Source organism: Herbaspirillum sp. GCM10030257, assembly GCF_042666555.1.
Lineage (GTDB): Bacteria > Pseudomonadota > Gammaproteobacteria > Burkholderiales > Burkholderiaceae_D > Noviherbaspirillum.
In genome coordinates this window covers 81,401-105,766 of the sequence record NZ_JBHTDH010000001.1, presented here as the reverse complement: position 1 = coordinate 105,766, position 24,366 = coordinate 81,401, and the positions used below count along the sequence as shown (strand labels likewise).

Genomic DNA, 24,366 nt, shown 5'->3' with positions numbered 1-24,366 from the left:
TAACTTTCTCGGGAAAGCGTTCATTTGTGACTGCGTGCTAAACTCATCAGCTTGTCCCGATTATTCCGCCCTTGCTCAGTGAAAGCGTTCTACAGCGATCATTTCGTTCTCCCCCTGCCTGAAGGACATCGTTTCCCGATGCAGAAATATCGGCTGGTGCGCGAAGGTGTGCAGGTACACGTCCCCTCGATAGAGTTTCACGAAGCACCGTTCACCACGGACGGGGTTCTCGCACTTGCTCATCATCCCTTGTATATAGAGCGCGTCTCGAACGGCAGCCTGTCAACTGCGGAGCAAAAGGCAATTGGCTTCCCATGGACACGCCAGATGGTCGAGCGCTCCCGGCGTTCCGCCGGCGCTACCATCAGCGCCTGCCGCATCGCGCTTGAATCGGGCGTCGCCGTTAACCTGGCAGGGGGGACACATCACGCTTACGCCGATCACGGCGAAGGCTTTTGCGTGTTTAATGACGCAGCCATCGCTGCCCGGCTCATGCAAGCTGAGCGGCGTGTCAGGCGCGTGGCTATCGTCGATCTCGACGTCCATCAGGGAAACGGAACGGCATCCATACTCGCCAGCGACGACTCCGTCTTTACGCTGTCGCTTCATGGCGAACACAATTATCCATTCAGGAAGGAGTGCAGCGATCTGGATGTCGCTTTGCCGGACGGAACCGGCGACGAGGCTTACCTGACTGCTCTGGAACAGGCGCTCGCCTCGATGACGCATCGGTTTTCGCCCGAACTCATCATATACCTGGCCGGTGCCGACCCGCACGAAGGTGATCGGCTGGGACGGCTGCGATTGACGATGGAGGGATTGGCGTCACGCGACCGTATGGTACTGGACCATGCGGCTGCAAGTCAGACTCCAGTTGCCATTGCCATGGCCGGCGGTTATGGCAAGAACATCCAAGACACTGTTGCAATCCACGTCCAGACTATCGGTATCGCTTCACAATATATATGGCCCACGCAGGTCACCCTCCATTCATGAGTTCTTCAGTATCATCCAAGCCCATTGTGCAGTCATCCCAAAGTCCCTGGCTGTCGGCCATGCCGTTCGTGTTCGTCCTGATCTGGAGTACGGGCTTTATCGTCGCCAAGTTCGGATTGCCGTATGCGCCACCGCTGACTTTTCTGCTACTGCGTTTTCTTGGCGTTCTAGCGGTACTGCTGCCGTTAGTGTTCATCATGCGCGCACCTTGGCCGCATGGGCGAATCGGTCATATTGCGCTGGCGGGAGTTCTGGTTCAGGCCGGCTATCTTGGGGGCGTCTGGTGCGCCATCAAGCTTGGCATGCCGGCGGGCCTATCAGCCCTGATTGTCGGCATGCAGCCCATCCTTACTGCGTTTGCCGCACCTCTCGTCGGCGAATCGGTACGGGGACGCCAATGGATAGGACTTGGGTTCGGTATTTGCGGCGTTGGCCTGGTGGTTGCAAACAAGATTTCGCTGATCGGCTTATCATGGCAAACCATTGCACTGTGTGTGTTTGCGCTACTGTCGATCACGATAGGTACGCTTTATCAAAAGCGTTATTGCGCGAGCTTCGACCTGCGAACCGGGACGATCATCCAGTTTGCCGCCTCCATTGTCGTCGTGTTGCCGCTTGCGATCATGTTTGAGGGGCTCACTCCTCTGGTCGACACTGTGCAATGGACGCCGCGTTTCGTCGGTGCCTTACTGTGGTCCATCCTGGCACTGTCGATCGGTGCGATATTCCTGTTGTTTGCCCTGATCCGAAAAAGCGCGGCAACGCAGGTGACCAGTTTGTTGTATCTGACCCCGCCAACCACTGCGGTGATGGCGTGGGCGATGTTCGGGGAGGCGTTCAGCATCGTTGGCATGATCGGCATGGTGCTGGCCGTTATTGGAGTGGCTTTGGTAGTGAGAAAATAACGTATGCGAGCTGAAGCAAAAAAACGGTGCGACTTCAAGCACTTTCACACAATTACAACACGCTGGATGGACAACGACGCTTATGGACACGTCAACAATGTGGTGTACTACAGCTGGTTCGACACAGTCGTCAATCAGTTCCTGATAGCAAACGGTGTACTCGACGTGGAACGTAGTCCGGTCATTGGCCTGGTCATTGAAACGCAGTGCAACTACTTTGCGTCGGTTGCGTTTCCTGAACCGATCACAGCCGGCCTTCGAGTAACAAAACTTGGTAATTCAAGCGTGCGCTACGAGGTCGGGATCTTTAAGGAAGACGAGGATACGGCCTCCGCGCAGGGACATTTCGTGCACGTCTACGTCGACCGGGAGTCACGAAAACCAAGTGCCATTCCCGAGGCAATGCGCGCGTTGCTAAAGACAGTCGAAGTCGCACCCTCCTGAACCCCGACGGCCCCTGCCGGTATTAAAATCCTCGGTTGGCATGGGGTGGACGGTACACCGTCGCTACGTTTCTTGCGTTGCACGTCAAGAGCATGCTGGATCGATATAGCATTGATGGCCGCATCGGAATGCGGTCACCTCAAGATTGCGATTTCTCAACGGCTTGTAAGAAAGTTGTTTAATAGCCTGCGCTAAGCTCTTAATTTGCTTGCTGATTTTCACTATTTTGCTAGACTGCAAGATATAATGCCAGCTTGTAAAATCAGGGAGAGGTGCAGATGTTCAGGTCCGCGCTGGGTGTCTTTATTTCTTTAGTTGCCTTTAGCGTGGCTGCACCTGCAGCGAGTGCGCAAAGCTCTGCTGCCAAAACCGCTAAAACGGCGAAAACTACGAAAACCGCCAAAAAGCAGGTAGTAAAAAAAACGGCGGTCAAAAGTAGGAAAGCAATCGCACTTAAAGCCTCCCACCCAGTTGTCAAGACGTCCATGCGTGGTGCCGTCGCCCACAAGCGTCCTCCCAAGTCGGGTTATCAACGTGTTGCATTTGCTCCGTCCATTCCATCCACGCCGCCTGCTCCGCCAGTTCTGACAGCCGGCGACATCGCTGGCCTGAACCTGACCCGCGACGCTGTCGGCTTGAAATCCAGTGCTGCGGTGGTCATTGACCAAGTGACTTCTCAGGTTCTGTTTGAGAAGAATGCCAAGGTTGCCCTGCCAATCGCTTCACTGACAAAGCTGATGACTGCTGTCGTGGTGGTCGAAGCGCGTCAAAACATGGATGAAATTCTTGAAGTGACATCCGATGACGTCGATCGTGAAAAAAACAGCAGCTCCCGCCTGCGTGTTGGCGCGCACATGACGCGTGCCAACATGTTGCATATTGCCCTCATGAGTTCCGAAAATCGCGCTGCGTCGGCGCTCGGTCGCAATTATCCAGGCGGACTGTCTGCCTTTGTTGCGGCCATGAATGCCAAGGCAAAGGCACTCGGCATGGCTGATACGCGTTTTGTTGATTCAACCGGTCTGTCCAGTCAGAACATTGCGAGCGCGCGTGATCTCTCCAGGCTCGTGGTTGCCGCTTATCAGTACCCAATCATCCGCGAATACTCTACCGATCCACGCTATGCGGTCGATACCGGCACCGGTCATCAGCTGCAGTACATGAATTCCAATCGACTGGTGATGAATCCGGACTGGGAAATCGGCCTGCAAAAAACCGGCTATATTTCGGAAGCCGGTCGTTGCCTGGTCATGCAGACACGCATCGATGGCCGCCCGGTCGTCATGGTGTTTCTTGATTCAAAAGGCAAGGATTCCCGTCTCGCCGACGCTGGGCGTATTCGCAAATGGCTCGGCAATATGAGACCGCAAACGGTCGTGCAAGCCTCTGCAAACCAAAGCTGATCTCGATACTTAACTCGTTTGAAGGCGAGCTGCGCGTGTTGTCCGCGCCACGTGCGCGATGTGTGGGCAAGAGGGGTTAGTCGATTTTATGTTACATTGACTCGTGGTGATGGGCGGAATGTTTCTGTAATGTAATGCCAAAAAGGCGCTGAAGCCCGCTCATACGACTTCGTGCAGAAGTTTTTATTAACCATTACGAATGGCGGCCTCAACGACCTTCGCGCTGCAGTCAACGGCTGTGGACTTGCAGGTTAATCATGGCCGCCTTTCTATTGCAAAAGCCTTCATCACCTGTGTTTACGCCCAAGGTCTTACTTGTCAATGACGATGCGGCGAGCCTGCTCGCCCTCGCCAGCCTGCTCACCGACCGTGAAGACTATGAAGTCATCACCGCACGCTCAGGCGAAGAAGCATTGCGTCAAGTATTGACCAATGATTTTGCGGTCATCCTGCTTGATGTCAGCATGCCAAGCATGGATGGTTTTGAAGCGGCCGAAGCAATTCACTCGCATCCCCGCTCCGCTGCGGTGCCAATTATCTTCGTGACGGCGCACTACGCTGACGAAATGAATCGACTCAAGGGCTACCAGCGCGGTGCCGTTGATTATCTGTTTACGCCGATTATTCCGCAAATCCTGCAGACCAAAGTCGCCGTCTTCGTCGAACTGGCCAAGAAAAATCTACAGCTGCAGCATCAAAAACAAGAGCTCGAAAAGCTGAACCTCGACCTCAAGGAACAGCGTAAGCAGGATTTGGAGCATATCAACGAACGGCGCCTTGCCGAAGAAGCATTGCGGCAATCCCAGGAAGAGTTGCGCCAGCTGGCTAGTTATCAGGAACGCATCAAGGAGGATGAGCGCAAACGTATCGCGCGCGAGATCCACGACGAGCTAGGGCAGAACTTGCTGGCGCTGCGGATCGATATCGCCATGCTGCATGCTCGCACCGGCGCTACCCATCCCAAACTGAACAAGAAGGTGCATTCGGTCCTTGACCACATCGACAGCACGATGAAAGCCATGCGCGCCATCATCAATAACCTGCGACCGACTGTGCTTGATCTGGGCTTGAACGCGGCGTTCGAATGGCAAGTCAAGGAATTCCAGCGTCGTACTGGCATTACTTGCGAACTTCTCATGCCGGAAGCCGAACTGGTGATGGATGACGGCAGAGCGACTGCGTTGTTCCGTATTCTGCAGGAATCATTGAACAACGTTTTCCGGCACGCACGGGCATCCAAGGCCACGATTAAGCTCGAGCATACGGGATCGCGTCTGCTGATGAGCATCGCAGACAATGGCGTAGGCATCTTCCCTGGATGCCGGCGAAAAGCAAATTCCTTTGGGCTTGTCGGTATCAAGGAACGCGTCAGCACCCTGGGCGGAGACTTTGCAATTAATACCGGGCAGGACATCGGCACCACGCTGACCGTATCGATCCCGCTGGAAAACACTGAGCATGGATCCGGCATGCCTCTCGCCGCAGCGGACAATTCGTCGACCAGTTATGACCGTCGTGCAACCGATGTTCCGCTGACACAAAAACCGGCTCGCAAACGGACCGCCATTAGTCGGCGCAAGGTTGACGTAGCCTGACTGGACGCTTTCCGGCACGAATCACAACACCGACTCATCTGCGGCACGTTGGCTATTTGATTTTTCTCAAATCTCGGTCGTCTTGCCGATTTTCGCCGCGCGCTTTAATTGCCTGTCATCACTGTTTAGCACAAAATACGGAATTACTTGCTTTTTGGAAATGAACTCGCGCGACATATTGGCGGTAGTAGCATTCTGCGTACGGGGTAATTCAATGTGCACAACACTCTTTACCAGATTATGCTTGCGATGATGCGTCGCTGGCTGTGCCGTTTCGGTAACGGTAGCCATGCTGCTTCTTCGTACTTGAACGAACTAATAACCGGCGGCCCGGCATGGGCGCTGCGTCACTCAATTTGAACCTTGCATGAAGCATCGGAGATTGTAAATGGATACCAGGACGAAGTTGACCGACGAGCTGGACGCCAAGCTGCTGCTTGGTGTTCTGACTGCACTGAAAAAAGGCGATTTCTCGATCCGGATGCCGTCCGATCTGACCGGCCTGGCTGGCAAGATCGCCGATATTCTCAATGACATCATGGAAACCAATGAGCAGCTTACCCGTGAAATCACGGAAGTGAGCCGCGTTGTCGGTCGGGAGGGGCGTCTCACGCAGCGCGCATCGGTGCCAAGTGTCGCCGGCGGATGGGCAACCATCGTCAAATCGGTGAATACCCTAATCGATGACCTGGTACACCCAACTACTGAAATGGCGCGCGTCATTGGCGCGGTCGCAAAAGGCGATCTTTCTCAAACCATGGCGCTCGATGTGGACGGCAGGCCACTCAAGGGGCAATTCTTGCGTGCGGCATCAACTGCAAACACGATGGTGGACCAGTTGTCCTCCTTTGCGTCGGAAGTAACGCGTGTGGCCCGTGAAGTGGGTACCGAAGGTAAGCTCGGTGGACAGGCGAACGTGCCTGGCGTTGCGGGTACCTGGAAGGACTTGACCGACTCGGTGAACTCGATGGCCGGTAACCTGACATCACAGGTGCGTAACATTGCGGACGTCACCACAGCGGTGGCGAACGGTGACTTGTCCAAGAAGATCACGGTGGACGTGCGCGGCGAGATCCTGCAGCTGAAAGACACGATCAACACCATGGTGGACCAGCTGCGTTCCTTCGCATCGGAAGTAACCCGCGTGGCGCGTGAAGTGGGTACCGAAGGCAAGCTCGGTGGACAGGCGTATGTGCCGGGCGTCGGCGGTACCTGGAAGGACTTGACGGATAACGTGAACTTCATGGCGTTCAACCTGACAGGTCAGGTGCGTAACATCGCGGAAGTGACGACGGCAGTGGCGAACGGTGACCTGTCGAAGAAGATTACGGTGGACGTGAAGGGCGAGATTCTTGAGCTCAAAGACACCATCAACGTGATGGTGGACCAGTTGTCTTCATTCGCGTCGGAAGTAACCCGCGTGGCCCGTGAAGTGGGTACCGAAGGCAAGCTCGGCGGCCAGGCAAAGGTACCGGGCGTTGCGGGTACCTGGAAGGACTTGACCGACTCGGTGAACTCGATGGCCGGTAACCTGACTGCGCAGGTGCGTAATATTGCAGACGTGACCACAGCGGTGGCGAACGGCGACTTGTCCAAGAAGATTACGGTGGACGTGAAGGGCGAGATTCTTGAACTCAAGAACACCATAAACGTGATGGTGGACCAGTTGAACTCGTTCGCATCGGAAGTAACGCGTGTGGCCCGTGAAGTGGGTACCGAAGGTAAGCTCGGTGGACAGGCGAACGTGCCTGGCGTTGCGGGTACCTGGAAGGACTTGACCGACTCGGTGAACTCGATGGCCGGTAACCTGACATCACAGGTGCGTAACATTGCGGACGTGACCACAGCGGTGGCGAACGGCGACTTGTCGAAGAAGATCACGGTGGACGTGCGCGGTGAGATTTTCGAGCTGAAGAACACCATTAACGTGATGGTGGACCAGTTGAACTCGTTCGCATCGGAGGTCACTCGCGTGGCGCGAGAAGTGGGTACCGAAGGCAAGCTCGGTGGTCAGGCGCAGGTGAAAGGCGTCGGCGGTACGTGGAAGGACTTGACGGATAACGTGAACTTCATGGCGTCCAACCTCACAGGTCAGGTACGTAACATCGCGGAAGTGACGACGGCGGTGGCGCGAGGCGACCTGTCGAAGAAGATTACGGTGGACGTGAAGGGCGAGATTCTTGAGCTGAAAAACACCATCAACGTGATGGTGGACCAGTTGTCTTCATTCGCGTCGGAAGTAACCCGCGTGGCCCGTGAAGTGGGTACCGAAGGCAAGCTCGGCGGTCAGGCGAACGTGCCTGGCGTTGCGGGTACCTGGAAGGACTTGACCGACTCGGTGAACTCGATGGCCGGTAACCTGACATCACAGGTGCGTAACATCGCGGACGTGACCACAGCGGTGGCGAACGGTGACTTGTCGAAGAAGATCACGGTGGACGTGCGCGGCGAGATCCTGCAGCTGAAAGACACGATCAACACCATGGTGGACCAGCTGCGTTCCTTCGCATCGGAAGTAACCCGCGTGGCGCGTGAAGTGGGCACCGAAGGCCGCCTCGGTGGACAAGCGAACGTTCCTGGTGCGTCTGGTACGTGGAAGGACTTGACCGATAACGTGAACTTCATGGCGTCCAATCTGACAGGTCAGGTGCGTAACATCGCGGAAGTGACGACGGCGGTGGCGCGAGGCGACCTGTCGAAGAAGATTACGGTGGACGTGAAGGGCGAGATTCTTGAGCTGAAAAACACCATCAACGTGATGGTGGACCAGTTGTCTTCATTCGCGTCGGAAGTAACCCGCGTGGCCCGTGAAGTGGGTACCGAAGGTAAGCTCGGCGGTCAGGCGCAGGTCGAGGGCGCGGCCGGTACCTGGAAGGATTTGACCGACAACGTGAACTTCATGGCGGCGAACCTCACCGCGCAGGTGCGCGGTATCGCGGGCGTGGTGACGGCGGTGGCGAACGGTGACCTGAAGAAGAAACTGACCGTGGCGGCACGAGGCGAAATCGCGGCGCTCGCCAATACGATCAACGAAATGACCGATACCCTCGCGGTGTTCGCGGACCAGGCGACCACCGTGGCGCGTGAAGTGGGTGTCGAAGGCAAGCTGGGTGGACAGGCATCGGTGCCGGGCGCATCCGGTACTTGGAAAGACTTGACGGAAAACGTTAACCAGCTCGCGGCAAACCTGACCACGCAGGTGCGTGCGATTGCGGAAGTGGCGACTGCGGTGACGCGAGGCGACTTGTCACGCTCGATCCAGGTGGAAGCCCGAGGCGAGGTAGCGGACCTCAAGGACAACATCAATGAGATGATCCGCAACCTGAAAGAAACGACGCAGAAGAACGCGCAGCAGGACTGGCTGAAAACCAACCTTGCACGCTTCACCCGTTTGCTGCAGGGCCAGCGCGATCTGACCGCGGTGACCACCCTGATTCTGTCGGAACTGGCACCGCTGGTATCGGCACACCACGGCGTGTTCTACATGATGGACTCGCAGGAACAGGATGCCCGCCTGCGCATGATCGCCAGCTACGGTTATCGTTCCAGCCGCAAGCTGCCGACGTCCTTCCTGCCAGGCGAAGGCCTGGTTGGACAATGCGCGCTCGAGAAGCAGCGTATCTGGCTGACCAATGTGCCACGTGACTACATCCAGGTGTCGTCTGGCCTCGGCGCTGCGCCACCGACCAACATCGTGGTCTTGCCGATCCTGTTTGAGCAACAGGTCAAGGCCGTGATTGAAATTGCGTCGCTCGACCGCTTTACCGAAACCCACCTCTGGTTCCTTGACCAGTTGATGGAATCGATTGGCGTCGTGTTGAACACCATTGAAGCAAATAGCCGTACCGAGAGCTTGCTGACCCAGTCCCAGTCGCTGGCGCAAGAGCTGCAACAGACCAACCTTGAGCTGGCGGAAAAAGCACGCTTGCTGTCTGAACAGAACATCGAGGTGGAGCGCAAGAACCGCGAGGTGGAACAGGCGAAACTGGCGCTGGAAGAAAAAGCCACGCAGCTGGCCCTGTCGTCCAAGTACAAGTCCGAGTTCCTTGCCAACATGTCGCATGAACTCCGTACCCCGCTCAACAGTTTGCTGATTCTCGCGCAGCAGCTTTCGGACAACCCCGACGGCAACCTGAGCGAGCGCCAGGTCGAATTCGCAAAAACCATTTATGGCTCCGGCAGCGACCTGCTGACACTGATCAACGACATTCTGGACCTGTCGAAGATCGAGTCGGGTACCGTGACGCTCGAACTCAGCGAGTATCGTTTCCGTACGCTGTCCGGCTATGTCGAGCGGACTTTCCGTCACATGGCCGAAGCGAAACAGTTGAATTTCTCGGTCGATTTGGCTGACGAATTGCCGGTCGCAATGATGACCGACACCACGCGTCTCCAGCAGATCCTGAAAAACCTGTTGTCCAACGCATTCAAATTCACCAGCCATGGCGAGGTGTCGCTGCACATTGGCCGCGCGTTGACAGGCTGGACGCCGGATCATCCAAACCTGAACCACGCCGACGCCGTGCTTGCATTCTCCGTCACGGATACCGGTGTCGGTATTGCATCCGACAAACTGCAACTGATCTTTGAAGCGTTCCAGCAAGCTGACGGCAGTACCGCGCGTAAATACGGCGGTACCGGCCTTGGTCTGTCGATCAGCCGTGAGCTGGCGCGACTGCTTGGCGGTGAAATCCGCGTTGAGAGTGTGGTCGGCGTGGGAAGTACGTTTACGCTTTTCCTGCCCTACAACCGCGCCGGTTTCATCAACCAGGAAACGGTGAAGGCATCAGCACCTGCCATCGCAATCAACTCGGCATCAATGTACACGTCTGCCGAGGTGACCGATGTCGAAGAATTGCATCCCTCGCAGATCAGCGTACAGGCGCCGATGACCGGGTTTGAAAACACATCGGATGACCGTGCGCTCGTCGCGCCCGGCGATCCGTCGGTGCTGATCGTGGAGGACGATGCGCGCTTTGCCGGTATCCTGCTCGATTACGCACGCGAAAAGAACTTCAAGGGCATTGTGACGCATCATGGCGATTCGGCGCTGACACTGGCCCGGGATTATCTGCCCGCTGCGATCCTGCTCGACATTGACTTGCCGGACATCGATGGTTTCACCGTGCTGGATCGCCTCAAGCGCGATCCCGGGACCCGTCATATTCCGGTGCATGTGATGACCAACCTGAAGGAGCGCGAGCGGGTCCTTCGGCAGGGAGCAATTTCTTACCTGCACAAGCCGGTGAATCGGGAGCGGCTGCAGGAAGAGTTTACCCGGATCCAGCAGTTCCTAATTCGCGGCAAGCGCAGCCTGCTGGTGGTCGAAGACGACGTCATGCAGCGTGACGCGATCGTCAACCTGATCGGCACCGGCGACGTGCATATCGTTGCTGTCGGAAGCGGCAAGGAGGCACTCGAAGCCTTGCATGCGAACCAGTTCGATTGCATGGTGCTTGATCTCACGCTGCCGGATATCAACGGCTTCGAATTGCTGGAAAAAATTGGTGACGATGCCAGCCTGCGCAATTTGCCAGTGGTGATTTACACGGCCAAGGAACTGAGCCGCAAGGAAGTCACGAACCTGAAGCGTATCGCGAAAACCATCGTGATCAAGGATGCGCGTTCACCTGAACGCCTGCTCGACGAAACGGCGTTGTTCCTGCACCGCTCGCCGACCAGTCTGCCGGAAATGCAGCGCCGCATGCTTGCCGATATCCAGGAGTCCGATGGAGGATTGGTTGGACGCAAGGTACTGATCGTCGACGACGACCTGCGTAACATCTTTGCGCTGAGTTCTGTCCTTGAGCGTCAACAGATGAAAGTGCTGTTTGCGGAAAACGGTCGCGACGGTATTGAAGTACTGGAAAAGGATCCGACGATCGAGATCGTCCTGATGGACATTATGATGCCGGAAATGGATGGCTACGACACCATGCGGGCGATCCGTGCAATTCCGAAGTTCAAATCGCTGCCCATCATTACCTTGACGGCAAAAGCGATGAAGGGCGACCGTGACAAGTGCCTGGCGGCCGGCGCGTCGGATTACATCACCAAGCCGGTGGACGTTGCTCAGTTACTGTCTCTCATGCGCGTGTGGCTGCATCAATAGTCGTCAGCGCGGATGGGGGAAAAGAACAGAGAACCATAGGACCTACAGGACCCATAGTGGACGATCAGCCGCACAACGTTGAAGACCTGGAAGTCGACCTCCTGCTGGAGGGCGTCTTCCGGCTTTTCGGCCATGATTTTCGTGGATACCAGCGCGAGCCGGTGAAGCGGCGTTTGCACGCAATGATGAAAGAAGTCGGTGCAACCACCATCTCCGCGTTGCAAGAACAAGTCTTGCACCAGCCCGCCACTGCTGCAGCGTTGCTTCGCGGCCTCAGCACCCGTCCGGCCGCGTTGTTCGACGATGCTGCTTATTATCGGTCGCTACGTGATGCCATGGTTCCCTGGCTGCGTTCCTGTCCGTCACCACGTATCTGGGTCGCTGAATGCGTGGCCGCGGAAGACGTCTGCGGCCTCGCTATTCTGCTTGCGGAAGAAGGTTTGCATGACAGGACGCAAATCTTTGCGACAGCGGAAAATCCTTGCCTGCTGGAAGAGGCGAGCGATGGCAGTTTCTCGCTTGATCGACTGTCTGCTTATGCAAAGAACTATGAAGAGAGCGGCGGAAAACGCAGCCTGAGCGATTATTGCGATGAACGGCACGGAAGGGCGGTATTCAGCGAGCAATTGCGCAGCAATATCACCTGGGCGCAATACAGCCTCGCAACCGATGCATCGTTCAATGAGTTCCAGCTGATTGTCTGTCGTCGAGCGATGCCGGACTTCGGCGCTTATTTGCAGCGGCGGACACTGCAACTGTTTTATGAAAGCATGCCGTTATTCGGCATCCTGAGCGTGGACCGAAGCGACGGATTGATGGCGGCGCCTTTCGTATCCCGATACAAGCCGCTTTCCGCTGAGAGCGGCTTGTATCGTCGGGTTGCCTGAGGGTTGGCCGCGCGTGGTGCGGCACCGACAGGGGTACCCGGGCTACGCTTCTTCAGGCAGCCGCGCCCTGTGGTACGTGACCCAGCACCGAGGAGATTTCGTTTGCGGTGTTGATCAGGTCTTCTACCCATTCTTCCTGCAGGCGGTCGGCCGGTGCAGAAATCGACAGGCCTGCGATCAGCTTTCCTGAATCATCATAGATGCCGGCTGCCATGCAGCGCACGCCGAGTTCCAGCTCCTCGTTGTCCCTTGCATAGCCGCGTGCCCTGACCAGGCTCAGCTCGCGTTCCAGTTTCACCAGATCGGTAATTGAATTTTTGTTATGGCCGGCAAGGCCGGTGCGGGTTGCATAGGCACGTACCTGCTTGGGGTCGTCGGCGGACAGGAACAGCTTGCCGGTTGATGTCAGATGCAATGGCGCACGCCCACCAATCGCACGCACCACCTGCATGCCCGAACGCTCCGAAAAAGAGCGGTCGATATACACGATCTCGTCGCCCTGCCGGACCGACAGGTTGATGGTCTGGTGTGTTTTGCGGTGCAACGCTCGCATGAACTCGAGCGCGGCTTCGCGTACATCCAGTCTGCTTTTCACGATGTTGCCCAGCTCGAGGAGGCGCATACCGAGCCGATAGGAACCTGCTTCCGCACGATCCACGAAACGCTTGACGACAAGATCGTTCAAAATGCGGTGGGCGGTGGACGGATGCAGGCCAGTGACGGTCGACAGCTCTTTCAGGCTGACAGGGTCCGGATATTGCGCGAGTGCATCCAGCAGTGAAACCATGCGCTCAATCACCTGAATCGAAATCTGACTATTTTCGTTAGCTTGTTCAGTTTTCATAATGTGGTTGGTGCGTTGCAATAACAAGGTTATACCACATTGTGAAAAAATGAAAAAGTCGTATTCATGCAGTTCGAGGTGTTTTTGCCTTGCCGTGTTTTCTCGTAAAAGACACATCTTTGCGATTTCGTGTGGGGCCGGAAGGATCTGCATCGGCCAACCATATTGGCAAATAGGTGTACGCTTCAGGAACCTCGAATATCATGCTGCCAATTGACGAAGTATGTTTTTGGCAATGATTTAATATCAAATAGTCACCGCATGAACGATAGCCATTTACAGATTAGCGAATTTAAAAGCAAGAACGGCTTGAAAAGAATTCTTCGCGCAACTGGTTATTCAATTGCCGGTTTGAGAACCGCTTGGAAAAGTGAGCACGCCTTCAGGCAGGAACTGATGTTGGTCATACCTGCTTGCATCATCGCATTTCTGGTGCCCGTGCCGGTGCTGCAGAGAGTTGCGCTGGTCGCGGTCCTGTTCTTGGTACTGATTGTGGAATTGATTAACTCCGCAATCGAAGCAGTGGTTGATCGTGTCTCCTTTGAACGCCACCCTTTATCCAAAAACGCGAAGGACTTTGGTAGTGCCGCTGTATTTCTTGCATTGACCTTAGCAGCCATTACCTGGGGAATTATTCTTTTCCCAGTCATTCTAGGCAGGCCAGATCTTTGAACTGTGAAAGCTTTTGTCCGGCAAGGCGAGCTCATACATGATGATTAATAGTCAACAGTAGAAGCCCCCTATCCAAGAACGATCGCCTCCTTTATTCCTCATCCATATAAGCAAAGCAACTTAAAGTCGTTGTAGCGGAAAGCCATTGTCATTAAAGTCTTATATAGAAAAAAGTAATAAGAAACCGCATCGTAGTACGTAAATCAAATGTATTTGCGTTCAGGAGAAACTGTTTCCATGAAGTTAAACTTTAACAATATCCAGAAACACTACAGTGACCTGCACGTCATTGAGGATTTCACCCGAGAATTTGAAGAAGGTCAGCTTGTTGCCTTGGTAGGACCTTCCGGTTGCGGCAAGTCGACCCTGTTGCATATTGCCGCCGGCCTTGAGAAGCCGACCGCTGGTACGGTGCTGGCTAATGATCGACCCATCGAGGGGCCACATCCGGAACGCACATTGATGTTCCAGGAAAATGCCTTGTACCCTTGGCTGACGTTGGCGCAAAACGTTGCGCTGGCACTCGAGTTCCAGAAGGTGAGCAAGAAGCAGGCGCAGGACAAAGCGTACGAGTGGCTTGAAAAGGTCAACCTGAAAGGCTTCGAGAATTATTTTCCGCACCAGGTTTCGGGTGGGATGCGCCAGCGGGCCGCACTGGCGCGCGCATTCGTCTCCAATCCGAAGGTGCTGCTGCTGGACGAACCATTCGGCGCGCTGGATGCGCTGACCCGAATGACGCTGCAGGATGCGCTGCGCGACCTGATTCGCGAAGTGCGACCGACCGTCTTGCTGGTGACACACGATGTGGATGAAGCATTGTTTCTGGCAGACCGGATTCTGGTGTTCAGTCACCGTCCCGCAACGGTGCTGAGGGAATTCAACCTGACACAGCATGAGAAGACGCATGACTTGTCTGAGTTCGCGGGGATGCGTAGACAAATTCTGGGACTGCTCGGCATTCATGCGGAACAGGACGAAGTGGCAAAATTACTCGAAGGAGCAGAAGTATGAAATTCATGAAACTCGCGATTCCTGCCCTGCTGGCGTTGACATTCGCAGGACAGACGTTTGCAGCCGATAAATTCAAGGTTGGTTACTTGCGCGTCATGGATGATGCACAGGCCATCGTCGCGTACGAAGCCGGCTACTACAAAAAGCAGGGCCTCGATGTCGAGCTGGTCGAATTCAAGTCCGGTACCGACCTCATCAAGGCCATCGTCGGCGGTCAGCTCGATTCCGGTGTTCTTGGATTCACCAACGCCGTGGCCTGGGCTTCCAAGGGCGCGGATCTCAAAGTCGTGGGTGGTGCCCAGCATGGTTACCATGCCATCATCGCGCGCGACGACACGGGTATCAACAAGGTGTCCGACCTCAAGGGCAAGACACTTGCATCGCAGGCGGAAGGCAGTACTGCGGACACCGTGCTGAAAGGTGTGGTCCTGAAGGATGCCGGCCTGAAGCCGGATGATGTCAACGTGATGGGCGTGAGTCCGCAGGTCGCCGTGCAATCGCTAGTCGGCAAGCGTGTCGATGCGGCTTTCCTGTTTGAGCCCCAGGCGAGCATTGCGCAGCTGATCGCACCGGTGAAACAAGTGTATGAAATTGGCGAAGTGTGGCCTTTCCCCTGCATGGTCGTCATCACCTCGGGCGAAACGCTGAAGAAACGCAAGGATGACGTCTGGAAGTCGCTCGATGCGCAGAAGGAAGCCATCGATCTGCTGCAAAAGAAACCCGCTGATGCATCCAAGCTGATTGCCGGCTATTTCATCTCTGAACCGACCCTGAAGACGCTGAAGAAGGGGGACGTTCCGCGCGAAACAGTGATTACCGACGCGATCAAGAGCCAGACGTTCAGCCCGGTTCTCAATCAAAAGGAGCAGGCACGCATGCAGGAAATCGCCAACATCCTCCAGGAGCAGGGTTCGCTGAAAACACGGGATGGCAAGCCATTTAATGTAAACTCCATCCTCGATCTGAGCTGGCAAAAGGACCGCAAGCTGTAAGGTCACCAAGCTTAAGGTAGGCAAACTGTTGTGTCCGGCGTGCGGTATGCATGCCACCGGACCAGCTATGCGGACTTCGACAACCGCCAATAACATTATCGATGGCCGGCATACGCCGGCCATCTGACTTGATAGATTATGAGTACTCGCAATCGCATTTCCGGACACCAGAAGAAACTCGCTTTCGCTCTCGCGGTCGTCTTGATTCTTTTGGGTTGGCAGGCCGCTGCATGGGCCCTGCCTGACTTTCTGATGCCAGGTGTGCCCACCGTGATCGCCCGCCTGGTGCAGGAACTGCAGTCGGCGAACTTCCTGCAAGCGCTGCAAGGCAGTCTCGGCCGGCTTGGTGCAGGCTATGGCGTGGCCCTCGTACTTGGCGTGGGTTTCGGCCTGTTCGGTGCGGTGCAGTTTTTCTTCCGCGAAGTGCTGAAATCCGCGATTATCATCCTGCAATCCATTCCATCGATCGCCTGGGTGCCGTTGCTGCTGATCGTCATGGGGTTCGGCAGCATGCCGATCATTGTGGTGGTGGCTATTGCCGCGTTTTTCCCTGCAGCCTTGTCGGTCATGAACGCGACAGAAAGCGTGCAGCACGTTCATGTATCGGCGGCACGCGTCATGGGTGCATCGCGCTGGGATATGCTCAAGCGCGTGTACCTTCCTGCTGTCATGCCGGAACTGATTACCGGTGCCCAACTGGCGTTTGGTAATGCATGGCGCGCGCTGATTTCAGCGGAAATGCTGGTCGGCTTTGGCAAGGGTCTCGGGCGTTCCCTCTCCTATGCCGGAGAAACCGCGGACATGGTTGGCGTCATGACGAATATTCTGGCCATTGCCATCCTGGCGCCGCTGATCGATCAACTGCTGTTGGAAAACCTCAGGCATCGGGTACTGCGTTACCAGTATGTTTAATCGTTCCGTTTAATAATATTGTTTGTCATGCGCACCTTCAGTCACAGTCGTTTTCAAATTCTGGTCATTGCCGCCGCTGGCATGGTAATGACGGGTTTGGCCGTATCGACATCGGCCGAAGGTTTGCTTGACAGAGCAAAGACACGTCATGGCCTGGTGGCCGGTGTCCACTACGTGGTTCCGGAATACAAAGGCGGGATGAAATTCCGAACCGCCGAAGCGCCCGATGTCGAACTGATGCAGGACGCCGCACAGCAACTGAAATTGCCTGTCTCCTTCATCCGGTCGGATCTGCCATCAGCCAACGGAATGCTGGCGTCGCGGAAGGTCGATGTAGTCCTGGCCGTCATTTCCGACCGTGCGTCCATTCCTTCCTCCATGATGGCGATCGACACCGGGTATACCTCAAGGCCAATGGCGATCATGCGTTCCGATACCGATATCAAGACATGGGAGCAGCTGAAAGGCCGTAAGGTCTGCGTGTCGGAAGGCGGCTTATACGTCGGCAAGCTGTCAGCAAAGTACGGCGCCATCGAGCAGGTCGTCAGAGCTCCGGCGGACGCGTTGCTGGCTTTGCGTACCGGTGCTTGTGATGCGGCGGTACATGACAGTGCGTTGCTGGAAGAAATCAGCCGGCTGCCGGAATGGAAAAAGTTTTCGGCACGTTTATCACCGGGCTCGCCGAGTTCACTGGTATTCCTTATTCCCGCTACAGATAATCAAGGACAGGCGAACTTGAAGCGGGTTGTGAATGCATGGTCGTCCAGTGACGCCATGAACCAGCTGAGCAAAAAACGCGCACGTCAGATTGCCTTCGAGGTATATCTTGATCAGGACGTGCCTGATTGTCATTGACTGCACTGGGTCAATTTGAAATTGCTCTGGACGCAGGCTTGAACATCGCGTGAACTGCCATGTGCGGCTACCCGGCGCCTCACTCATCAGCCGAAGTTTTCCAAACACCAAAGCAAAAAAGCTTGTCCACTCGGTGGACAAGCTTTGAGTCGCCGCGTACTTCAGCGTAGCTGGAACTATGCGCTGCAGCGGCGATAAGATTTAACTAACAACTGTGAAAACGGCATTTGAATCGACGGTGACAGTATTGACGCCGGTAAGCCGCACCGAAGAAGTCGAATTCGTCAGCACGTTGAAGTAAGTCAGGTTATCGCTTGCTGCATCAAAAAACCATTCGCCGCGTACGTCTACGGCTGCCGCACTGCCTGCGGACACGAGCTGGTAGTCGCCGTTGGTATCTGCCGGGGTTGCAACATTGACGAGATCCCCCGGAGTAAGCCCATTGATGACGTCGAAGTTGTTTGCTTCGACTGCGCCAAACCTGAACAGATCCGTACCGGCAGTTGCCGTTGCGACGTTGAGGCCGGGAGCTGCATCGATCGGTGTCGCCACCGCACGGTCAAGCGCTGCATAACCAGCCGCATAGCTCTCGGGGGAGCCGTCGATGCTGGTGATGATTTCGATCAGCTTGTGCTGATCGACGGTGGTGCCGCGGATCAGCTGCAGTTCGGCGACATATTTTGCCGCCTCAACACGATTCACGATGAAAGCTTTACCTTCAGTGCCGTCCGGCGAACCGAGACCGGCGTCAATCATCCGGGTGACAACCTGACCGCGCTGCTCGCCAGCGGCAATCTGTGCGTTCCAGAATGCCAGGCCCTGTGCGTCCGGTGTTTTGCCAAACACGTTGGTGTAGACGGTGGTCAGGAACTGTTCATTGCTCATCGAGTCCGGGTAAATCGCTTTTACCACTGGCAGGCTGAACACCGTATTAACGATTTCCGAGAACGGCGTGCCGCCGGACATTTGCGAATCCCAGAACATCAGGCCTTCACGTTCAGGAGCGCGAAGGAATGCGCCGACGTAAAGTTTTGTGATCGCGGTTTGATTTGCGGTGAGTGCCATTTGTATTCCCCTATTGAATTAAAAACACGTTTGTTGACTCGGTTGCGTCCGAGCGCGTCAGGCAATGCTGCTTAATGCAAGCGTGTCTGGTTGCGGTAAGGGAAGTGTATTGAGTGGCACTCAGGAATTTTTGACGGATTGCAAACTTACGTAGAGGATTGTGCGTGGTTGAAATTATTATTGGACATTGCTCAAAGGGATGAACTAAATGGCAATGCATATGTCGTGCAAACGTTCTGCAGTATCAAGAAACCTCGACACGCATGGCGCATGCGGAGCTCCGTACATCGACGCATCACAAATGTTTTTTACCTACTCCAGTTTTAGTGCCTGCTCTCTGTAGGTGTATTAATTAGTAGCGCAAAAGCCGTCTCGATTAGACAAATATCTTTCGCTTGTTTGTGAGACTCATACTTCCACTGCTGTATGAACCCCGTCTACCTGCTCCGTCTTTGAAACTGCTTGTCTGCTTCTGGTTTGAGCAATCAAATTAGGATGCTGTACACATCTGGTTATTTCGTCCACTCAATTTTTTTTGCGACGAGGAACATATGTGCCGGACCGCACACTAATCGTTCGCAACTGACGTTTCCATGATGAATGGTGACTGCTGGTTACGGCTCGCCGGTGCGACGCGTGAGGAAGAGAGCGAAGGCCTGTAAGGATTGGTTGGTTTTCCATGCTTATCCGACACGCCGCCAGACGCCTTTACAAGTCACCACGTGTGGCGCGTAAACCACTTCTTTTCCGTGCTGAAAAAGTCTGGTAGTCAAGATTGTGCTGTGGTAAGCTTCCAAAAATGTGATATCCGTCACATTTTTGAGGGGTTTTCGAAGGCTGCCTTTAGGCGACGATCGATTGCCGCTCGAGCGATTTGCTCCAGAAATCGTGGTCGGATTGCTCATTTGCCCGTGTTTTTGCACGGAACTGCCACTTTTCTGCATATATAAGCCATTCCCATACCGATGAAACCCAAATTTCAGATTCCGCAAAATGAGATTGGCCAGGCACTGGCCAGTTTTAAAGGCGCATTTAGAACGGTAGGCGTTTTCAGCGCGATCATTAACCTGATCATGCTGGTGCCTTCCATCTATATGTTGCAAGTATATGACCGTGTGCTGCCTAGTCGCAACGAAATTACGTTGTTGATGCTTACATTGATCATGCTTGGTGCCTATCTCTTCATGAGTGCGCTTGAGTTTGTGCGTAGTTTCGTACTGGTTCGCGTTGGCGCCAAACTTGACATGCAGTTAAACAAACGTGTTTACACTGCGGCATTCGAACAAAACCTAAAACGCGGCGGTGGCAACGCCGGGCAGGCGCTGGCGGATCTGACTAACCTGCGCCAGTTCCTGACCGGAAATGCGTTGTTCGCCTTCTTCGATGCGCCATGGTTCCCGATCTACCTGATCGTCATCTTCCTGTTTGAACCCGCGCTCGGCGTGTTCGCGCTGGTCGGTACCGCGATTCTGGTTGCGCTTGCGTTTATCAATGAAAGAGTTTCGAAGAAGCCGCTGAGCGAAGCCAATACGCTGGCTATCGCGTCCAATACGCTCGCCACCAACAACCTGCGCAACGCTGAGGTGATTGAGTCCATGGGCATGCTGCCCAACCTGATGCAGCGCTGGTTCAAGCTGCATGGTCGCTTCCTGCAACTGCAGGCCGAAGCCAGCGAAAAGGCCGGCATCGTGACGGCAATAACCAAATTTTTCCAGACATCCCTGCAATCCCTGGTCCTCGGCTACGGAGCGTTGCTCGCCGTGGAAGGAAAGATCACCCCGGGCATGATGATCGCTGCTTCCATCCTGATGGGCAAGGCGCTTGGTCCGGTGCAGCAAGTGATCGGCGTATGGAAATCCTGGAGCAGTACACGCAGCGCCTATGAGCGCCTTGCCAAGCTGCTGACCGACAATCCTGCCCGTCAGGCTGGCATGTCCTTGCCGAAGCCTCAGGGTGCGCTGAGTGTTGAAGGCGTCATGGCTGCGCCACCTGGTGCACAAGTCGCCGTGATCAAAGGCCTGAGCTTCGGTATCCAGCCGGGCGATGCGCTCGGCGTGATTGGCCCCAGCGGTTGCGGCAAATCGACGCTGGCCCGTCTGCTGGTGGGTGTCTGGCCCGCTGCGGCAGGCAAGGTGCGTCTCGACGGCGCTGACATTTACCAATGGAACAAGGACGAACTCGGTCCCCATATCGGCTACCTGCCGCAAGACATCGAGCTGTTCGGCGGCACGGTTAGCGAAAACATTGCCCGTTTCGGTGAGGTCGATTCCGAAAAGGTCATTGAAGCGGCCAAGCGTGCTGGCGTGCATGACATGATCCTGCACTTCCCTAAAGGTTATGACACGCCGCTCGGCGAAGCTGGCGCAGGCTTGTCCGGCGGTCAGAAGCAACGTATCGGCCTGGCGCGCGCCATGTATGGCGACCCGTCGCTGATCGTGCTCGACGAGCCTAACTCCAACCTGGACGATGTCGGCGAACAGGCGCTGGTCGCCGCAATTCTCGATCTTCGTCGTCGCGGCAAGACCATTGTCCTGATCACGCATCGCACCAGCATCATTGGCGTCACCAACAAGCTTCTGCTGGTACGCGAAGGCGTCGCGCAGATGTTTGGTCCGACCAACGATGTATTGGCCGCATTGACACAGCAGGCGCAACAGGCACAACAGGCACAGCTCGCTCAGCAGCAGGCCCTGCAGGCGCAACAAAAAGCGCAACAAGCTCAGCAGGCACAACAGCAAGCTCCGACCGCTGAAGCTGTTGCGACAGAACAGGAATAAACAATATGAAACTGTTGAAAAGCAAAGAAGCGACAGAAGTTGTCGCTCATGACGTTACCCAGATCGATGTCGATACTGATCCTACCGGCCACGCTCGGCTCGGCTGGCTGATCGTCTTGCTCGGCGTAGGCGGTTTCCTGTTGTGGGCAATGTTTGCGCCGCTTGACAAGGGCGTGCCGGTTAGCGGAACAGTCACAGTCTCGGGCAACCGCAAGGCAATCCAGCACCAGACCGGCGGTACTATCGAGGAAATCCTGGTCAAGGAAGGCGATGTGGTCAAAGCCGGCCAGACCCTGGTGAAGATGAACGATGTGCAAGCCAAGGCCGCAGCGGAAATGACGCGTGTGCAGTACTTCACCGCACGTGCGGCTGAGGCACGCCTTGTCGCAGAGCGCGATGGCAAGAAAACCATCGCTTTTCCGACTGAACTGGAAAGCGCCAAGAACGATCCGCGCGTTGCCAACAACATCAGTCTGCAGCAGCAATTGTTCACGTCACGTCAGGCATCGCTGCAAAGCGAGATTTCCGGCGTCGACGAAAGTATCGCCGGCCTGAAGGCGCAGGTTGCCGGTTTGAAGGACGCGCTCGAAAGCCAGAAGCAACAGCAGAATTTCCTCAAGGAGCAACTCGACGGCATGCGCGACCTGGCCAAAGAAGGCTATATCGCCCGTAATCGTTTGCTGGATGTCGAGCGTACCTATGCCCAAGTTAATGCCGGCATCTCTGAAAACGTCGGCAACATCGGCCGTTCGCAGCGTCAAATCGCGGAACTGAGCCTGCGCCGCCTGCAGCGCCAGCAGGACTATCAAAAGGAAGTGCGTACGCAATTGACCGAAGTGCAGAAGGAAGCAGAAGCGCTGGAAAACCGCCTGAAGAGTCAGGATTTCGAGCTGAACAATGTGCTGGTCAAGGCCCCGGTGGATGGCACGATCGTCGGCATGAATATCTTTACCCAAGGCGGCGTGGTCCCGAGCGGCTTCCGCATGATGGATATCGTGCCGACCGATGATCCGCTGATCATCGAAGGGCAGGTGCCGGTACACCTGATCGACAAGGTGCATTCAGATCTGCCGGTAGAGCTGATCTTCCCGGCATTCAACCAGAACCAGACGCCAAATATTCCGGGCAAGGTCACGCAGGTTTCGGCCGACCGCCTGGTTGAAGAAAAGACCGGCCAGCCTTACTACAAAATGAAGGCCATGGTAACGCCGGAAGGCAAGCAGTTGCTGAAGGACCACCAGGTCCGCCCGGGTATGCCAGTGGAATTGTTCGTCAAGACCGGTGAGCGCACCATGATGAGTTACCTGCTCAAGCCGATCTTCGATCGTGCCAAGACATCACTGACTGAGGAGTAATTGCGAGTGATGATGAAGAAGCGCGTAATTGCTTCCGTCCTGGCCGCTGCGCTGTTCGCGCAGGCCGGTCAGGCCTCGGCAATCGGTTTGATTCAGGCGTATGAATCGGCACTGCAGAATGATCCGACTTATCGGTCGGCTGTTCATGAAAACGAAGCAGGGCAGCAGAACAGGATCCTTGGACGTTCCAATTTGCTGCCCAGTCTGAGCGCGAGCTATTCGACTTATAAGAATAAGGGCGATCTTACGCGGCCATCGACGGATATCCTGGGACGCCCGACCGGCGAAACAACAGATCCTCTGGACTATACGAGCAAGGCCGCCGGCGTGACATTGCGTCAGCCGCTGCTCAATCTGGACGGCGTCGCCCGCTATAACCAAGGGATTGCCCAGACCAACTATAGCGATGCGCTGTTTACCGCGCGTGGCCAGGATTTGGTTTTACGCCTGGTCAGCGCTTATGCGGAAGCAAAGTATGCTGAAGATCAACTGGCATTAGCGACCATCCAGCGCGACACCTTTGCCGAACAGCGTCAAGTCAACGACCGTATGTTTCAAAAGGGTGAAGGCACCAAGACCGACATGCTGGAAACACAGGCGCGCTACGACCTCGCCGAGGCACAATTGCTGGAAGCCCGCGACAGCATGACGACAGCACGCAACAACCTTGCGGCCATTGTCGGCACTGATGTCACACAGCTTGATCCGTTGGCAGATGACTTCCGTGTCCGTCCAATGCAGCCTTCGTCATTTGACGAGTGGAAGGCACTGGCGCTGTCGCGCAATTCAGAAATCACTGCACAGCGCTACGCAGTGGAAGTGGCCGAGCAGGAAATCAAGAAAAATCGCGCTGGACATGCTCCACGGGTTGATTTCATCGCTGCCTATAACAAGAGCGGCTCAGAGACCGTGAACGCGCGGAATCAGGATTCAGCCGTACGCGCAGTGGGCGTGCAGGTCAATATTCCCATCTACTCCGGCGGCGCAGTCAATGCGGCAACCAGCCAGGCGGTGTCTAACCATGAGAAAGCCAAGTCCGATCTCGACGCCAAGACGAGCCAGATCCTGGTCGAACTGCGCAAGCAGTTCAATCTCGCGCTGAGCAGCACTTCACGCATCGATGCACTGGTGAAGTCAGTTGATTCGGCTCGCCTGCTGGTGCAGGCAACGCAACAGAGCGTCAAGGGTGGCGTCCGTATCAACCTCGACGTGCTCAATGCACAGCAACAGTTGTACACGGCTCAGCGTGACCTTGCCCAGGCACGTTATAACTACTTGATCAGCTATCTGCGCCTGCGGTTTGCGGCAGGGACATTGAATTCGGATGACCTGCAGACGGTTGCCAGCTATTTCGTTCCGGGAGGGCGTGCCGAAGCAATGCCGGTCGGTCCGGGCACGCATGGAGGTATGCCGAAAGTGTCGATGGATTTGTCACGTACAGTGACGGTGAGCGATGCGAAAAAATCCGGGAAGCAATCGGCAAGCCACTAGTACAAGTGTGTGCAGGATGCGCCGTGCATCCTGCTGTCACATTGAGAAGG

General features: G+C 55.5%; 18 protein-coding genes. 15 read left to right on the top strand and 3 right to left on the bottom strand.

Annotated features, from left to right (window positions below):
- Positions 1-78: 78 nt before the first annotated feature.
- From ACFQUU_RS00430 to ACFQUU_RS00410, 5 genes are all read left to right on the top strand, one after another.
- A complete protein-coding gene (locus ACFQUU_RS00430) occupies positions 79-996 on the top strand; it encodes a histone deacetylase (protein WP_382241025.1) in 918 nt (305 codons plus the stop codon).
- Between the two features lie 59 nt (positions 997-1,055).
- Positions 1,056-1,901, top strand: coding sequence for a DMT family transporter (locus ACFQUU_RS00425; RefSeq protein ID WP_382242138.1), 846 nt, complete (start codon positions 1,056-1,058; stop codon positions 1,899-1,901).
- A gap of 3 nt (positions 1,902-1,904) precedes the next feature.
- The gene (locus tag ACFQUU_RS00420) at positions 1,905-2,345 is read left to right on the top strand and encodes an acyl-CoA thioesterase (RefSeq protein WP_382241022.1); all 441 of its coding nucleotides are present in this window, start codon (positions 1,905-1,907) and stop codon (positions 2,343-2,345) included.
- 278 nt (positions 2,346-2,623) lie between these two features.
- Positions 2,624-3,748, top strand: coding sequence for a D-alanyl-D-alanine endopeptidase (pbpG, locus tag ACFQUU_RS00415; protein WP_382241019.1), 1,125 nt, complete (start codon positions 2,624-2,626; stop codon positions 3,746-3,748).
- 257 nt (positions 3,749-4,005) lie between these two features.
- The gene (locus tag ACFQUU_RS00410) at positions 4,006-5,343 is read left to right on the top strand and encodes a response regulator (protein WP_382241016.1); all 1,338 of its coding nucleotides are present in this window, start codon (positions 4,006-4,008) and stop codon (positions 5,341-5,343) included.
- Between the two features lie 66 nt (positions 5,344-5,409).
- On the opposite strand, the gene ACFQUU_RS00405 is transcribed toward ACFQUU_RS00410, so the two are convergent.
- Positions 5,410-5,634: a hypothetical protein gene (locus tag ACFQUU_RS00405; protein WP_382241013.1), complete on the bottom strand. Its 225-nt coding sequence runs from the start codon at positions 5,632-5,634 to the stop codon at positions 5,410-5,412.
- 97 nt (positions 5,635-5,731) lie between these two features.
- Here ACFQUU_RS00405 and ACFQUU_RS00400 point away from each other — a divergent pair, with 97 nt between their 5' ends.
- Together ACFQUU_RS00400 and ACFQUU_RS00395 are read left to right on the top strand one after the other, a co-directional pair.
- On the top strand, positions 5,732-11,455 hold the full coding sequence (locus ACFQUU_RS00400; RefSeq protein WP_382241010.1) for a HAMP domain-containing protein: 5,724 nt from the start codon (positions 5,732-5,734) through the stop codon (positions 11,453-11,455).
- A gap of 56 nt (positions 11,456-11,511) precedes the next feature.
- Positions 11,512-12,342, top strand: coding sequence for a CheR family methyltransferase (locus tag ACFQUU_RS00395; protein ID WP_382241007.1), 831 nt, complete (start codon positions 11,512-11,514; stop codon positions 12,340-12,342).
- Positions 12,343-12,394: 52 nt separating this feature from the next.
- Here ACFQUU_RS00395 and ACFQUU_RS00390 read toward each other — a convergent pair whose 3' ends face one another.
- Complete coding sequence (locus ACFQUU_RS00390; protein WP_382241004.1) at positions 12,395-13,186, bottom strand: IclR family transcriptional regulator; 792 nt, start codon at positions 13,184-13,186, stop codon at positions 12,395-12,397.
- A gap of 261 nt (positions 13,187-13,447) precedes the next feature.
- Here ACFQUU_RS00390 and ACFQUU_RS00385 point away from each other — a divergent pair, with 261 nt between their 5' ends.
- From ACFQUU_RS00385 to ACFQUU_RS00365, 5 genes are all read left to right on the top strand, one after another.
- On the top strand, positions 13,448-13,858 hold the full coding sequence (locus ACFQUU_RS00385; protein ID WP_382241001.1) for a diacylglycerol kinase: 411 nt from the start codon (positions 13,448-13,450) through the stop codon (positions 13,856-13,858).
- 237 nt (positions 13,859-14,095) lie between these two features.
- Complete coding sequence (locus ACFQUU_RS00380; protein WP_382240998.1) at positions 14,096-14,869, top strand: ABC transporter ATP-binding protein; 774 nt, start codon at positions 14,096-14,098, stop codon at positions 14,867-14,869.
- Positions 14,866-15,861: an ABC transporter substrate-binding protein gene (locus tag ACFQUU_RS00375; protein ID WP_382240995.1), complete on the top strand. Its 996-nt coding sequence runs from the start codon at positions 14,866-14,868 to the stop codon at positions 15,859-15,861. The genes ACFQUU_RS00380 and ACFQUU_RS00375 overlap by 4 nt, the downstream gene beginning before the upstream one ends.
- A 138-nt stretch (positions 15,862-15,999) precedes the next feature.
- On the top strand, positions 16,000-16,773 hold the full coding sequence (locus ACFQUU_RS00370) for an ABC transporter permease (RefSeq protein WP_382240992.1): 774 nt from the start codon (positions 16,000-16,002) through the stop codon (positions 16,771-16,773).
- Positions 16,774-16,860: 87 nt separating this feature from the next.
- A complete protein-coding gene (locus ACFQUU_RS00365; RefSeq protein WP_382240989.1) occupies positions 16,861-17,628 on the top strand; it encodes an ABC transporter substrate-binding protein in 768 nt (255 codons plus the stop codon).
- Between the two features lie 201 nt (positions 17,629-17,829).
- Here the strand turns inward: ACFQUU_RS00365 and ACFQUU_RS00360 are convergent, their stop codons facing one another.
- Positions 17,830-18,693 carry a DUF4214 domain-containing protein gene (locus ACFQUU_RS00360; RefSeq protein ID WP_382240986.1) on the bottom strand — a complete coding sequence of 288 codons (864 nt, stop codon included), beginning with the start codon at positions 18,691-18,693 and terminating at the stop codon, positions 17,830-17,832.
- A 965-nt stretch (positions 18,694-19,658) separates the two neighbouring features.
- Between ACFQUU_RS00360 and ACFQUU_RS00355 the strand changes: the two genes are divergently transcribed.
- From ACFQUU_RS00355 to ACFQUU_RS00345, 3 genes are read left to right on the top strand one after another with little or no spacing between them, the layout of a single operon-like run.
- The gene (locus ACFQUU_RS00355; protein ID WP_382240983.1) at positions 19,659-21,470 is read left to right on the top strand and encodes a type I secretion system permease/ATPase; all 1,812 of its coding nucleotides are present in this window, start codon (positions 19,659-19,661) and stop codon (positions 21,468-21,470) included.
- A 5-nt stretch (positions 21,471-21,475) separates the two neighbouring features.
- On the top strand, positions 21,476-22,825 hold the full coding sequence (locus ACFQUU_RS00350; protein ID WP_382240980.1) for an HlyD family type I secretion periplasmic adaptor subunit: 1,350 nt from the start codon (positions 21,476-21,478) through the stop codon (positions 22,823-22,825).
- A gap of 9 nt (positions 22,826-22,834) precedes the next feature.
- On the top strand, positions 22,835-24,316 hold the full coding sequence (locus tag ACFQUU_RS00345) for a TolC family outer membrane protein (RefSeq protein WP_382240977.1): 1,482 nt from the start codon (positions 22,835-22,837) through the stop codon (positions 24,314-24,316).
- The last annotated feature ends 50 nt before the right edge of the window (positions 24,317-24,366 follow it).

What these genes read in the sequence shown, in the direction of transcription:
- ACFQUU_RS00425 (WP_382242138.1), top strand. Translation starts at nt 1,056, where the DNA reads ATGCCGTTCGTGTTCGTCCTGATCTGGAGTACGGGCTTTATCGTCGCC.
- ACFQUU_RS00420 (WP_382241022.1), top strand. Translation starts at nt 1,905, where the DNA reads ATGCGAGCTGAAGCAAAAAAACGGTGCGACTTCAAGCACTTTCACACA.
- pbpG (WP_382241019.1), top strand. Translation starts at nt 2,624, where the DNA reads ATGTTCAGGTCCGCGCTGGGTGTCTTTATTTCTTTAGTTGCCTTTAGC.
- ACFQUU_RS00410 (WP_382241016.1), top strand. Translation starts at nt 4,006, where the DNA reads ATGGCCGCCTTTCTATTGCAAAAGCCTTCATCACCTGTGTTTACGCCC.
- ACFQUU_RS00405 (WP_382241013.1), bottom strand. Translation starts at nt 5,634, where the DNA reads ATGGCTACCGTTACCGAAACGGCACAGCCAGCGACGCATCATCGCAAG.
- ACFQUU_RS00400 (WP_382241010.1), top strand. Translation starts at nt 5,732, where the DNA reads ATGGATACCAGGACGAAGTTGACCGACGAGCTGGACGCCAAGCTGCTG.
- ACFQUU_RS00390 (WP_382241004.1), bottom strand. Translation starts at nt 13,186, where the DNA reads ATGAAAACTGAACAAGCTAACGAAAATAGTCAGATTTCGATTCAGGTG.
- ACFQUU_RS00385 (WP_382241001.1), top strand. Translation starts at nt 13,448, where the DNA reads ATGAACGATAGCCATTTACAGATTAGCGAATTTAAAAGCAAGAACGGC.
- ACFQUU_RS00380 (WP_382240998.1), top strand. Translation starts at nt 14,096, where the DNA reads ATGAAGTTAAACTTTAACAATATCCAGAAACACTACAGTGACCTGCAC.
- ACFQUU_RS00375 (WP_382240995.1), top strand. Translation starts at nt 14,866, where the DNA reads ATGAAATTCATGAAACTCGCGATTCCTGCCCTGCTGGCGTTGACATTC.
- ACFQUU_RS00370 (WP_382240992.1), top strand. Translation starts at nt 16,000, where the DNA reads ATGAGTACTCGCAATCGCATTTCCGGACACCAGAAGAAACTCGCTTTC.
- ACFQUU_RS00365 (WP_382240989.1), top strand. Translation starts at nt 16,861, where the DNA reads ATGACGGGTTTGGCCGTATCGACATCGGCCGAAGGTTTGCTTGACAGA.
- ACFQUU_RS00360 (WP_382240986.1), bottom strand. Translation starts at nt 18,693, where the DNA reads ATGGCACTCACCGCAAATCAAACCGCGATCACAAAACTTTACGTCGGC.
- ACFQUU_RS00355 (WP_382240983.1), top strand. Translation starts at nt 19,659, where the DNA reads ATGAAACCCAAATTTCAGATTCCGCAAAATGAGATTGGCCAGGCACTG.
- ACFQUU_RS00350 (WP_382240980.1), top strand. Translation starts at nt 21,476, where the DNA reads ATGAAACTGTTGAAAAGCAAAGAAGCGACAGAAGTTGTCGCTCATGAC.
- ACFQUU_RS00345 (WP_382240977.1), top strand. Translation starts at nt 22,835, where the DNA reads ATGATGAAGAAGCGCGTAATTGCTTCCGTCCTGGCCGCTGCGCTGTTC.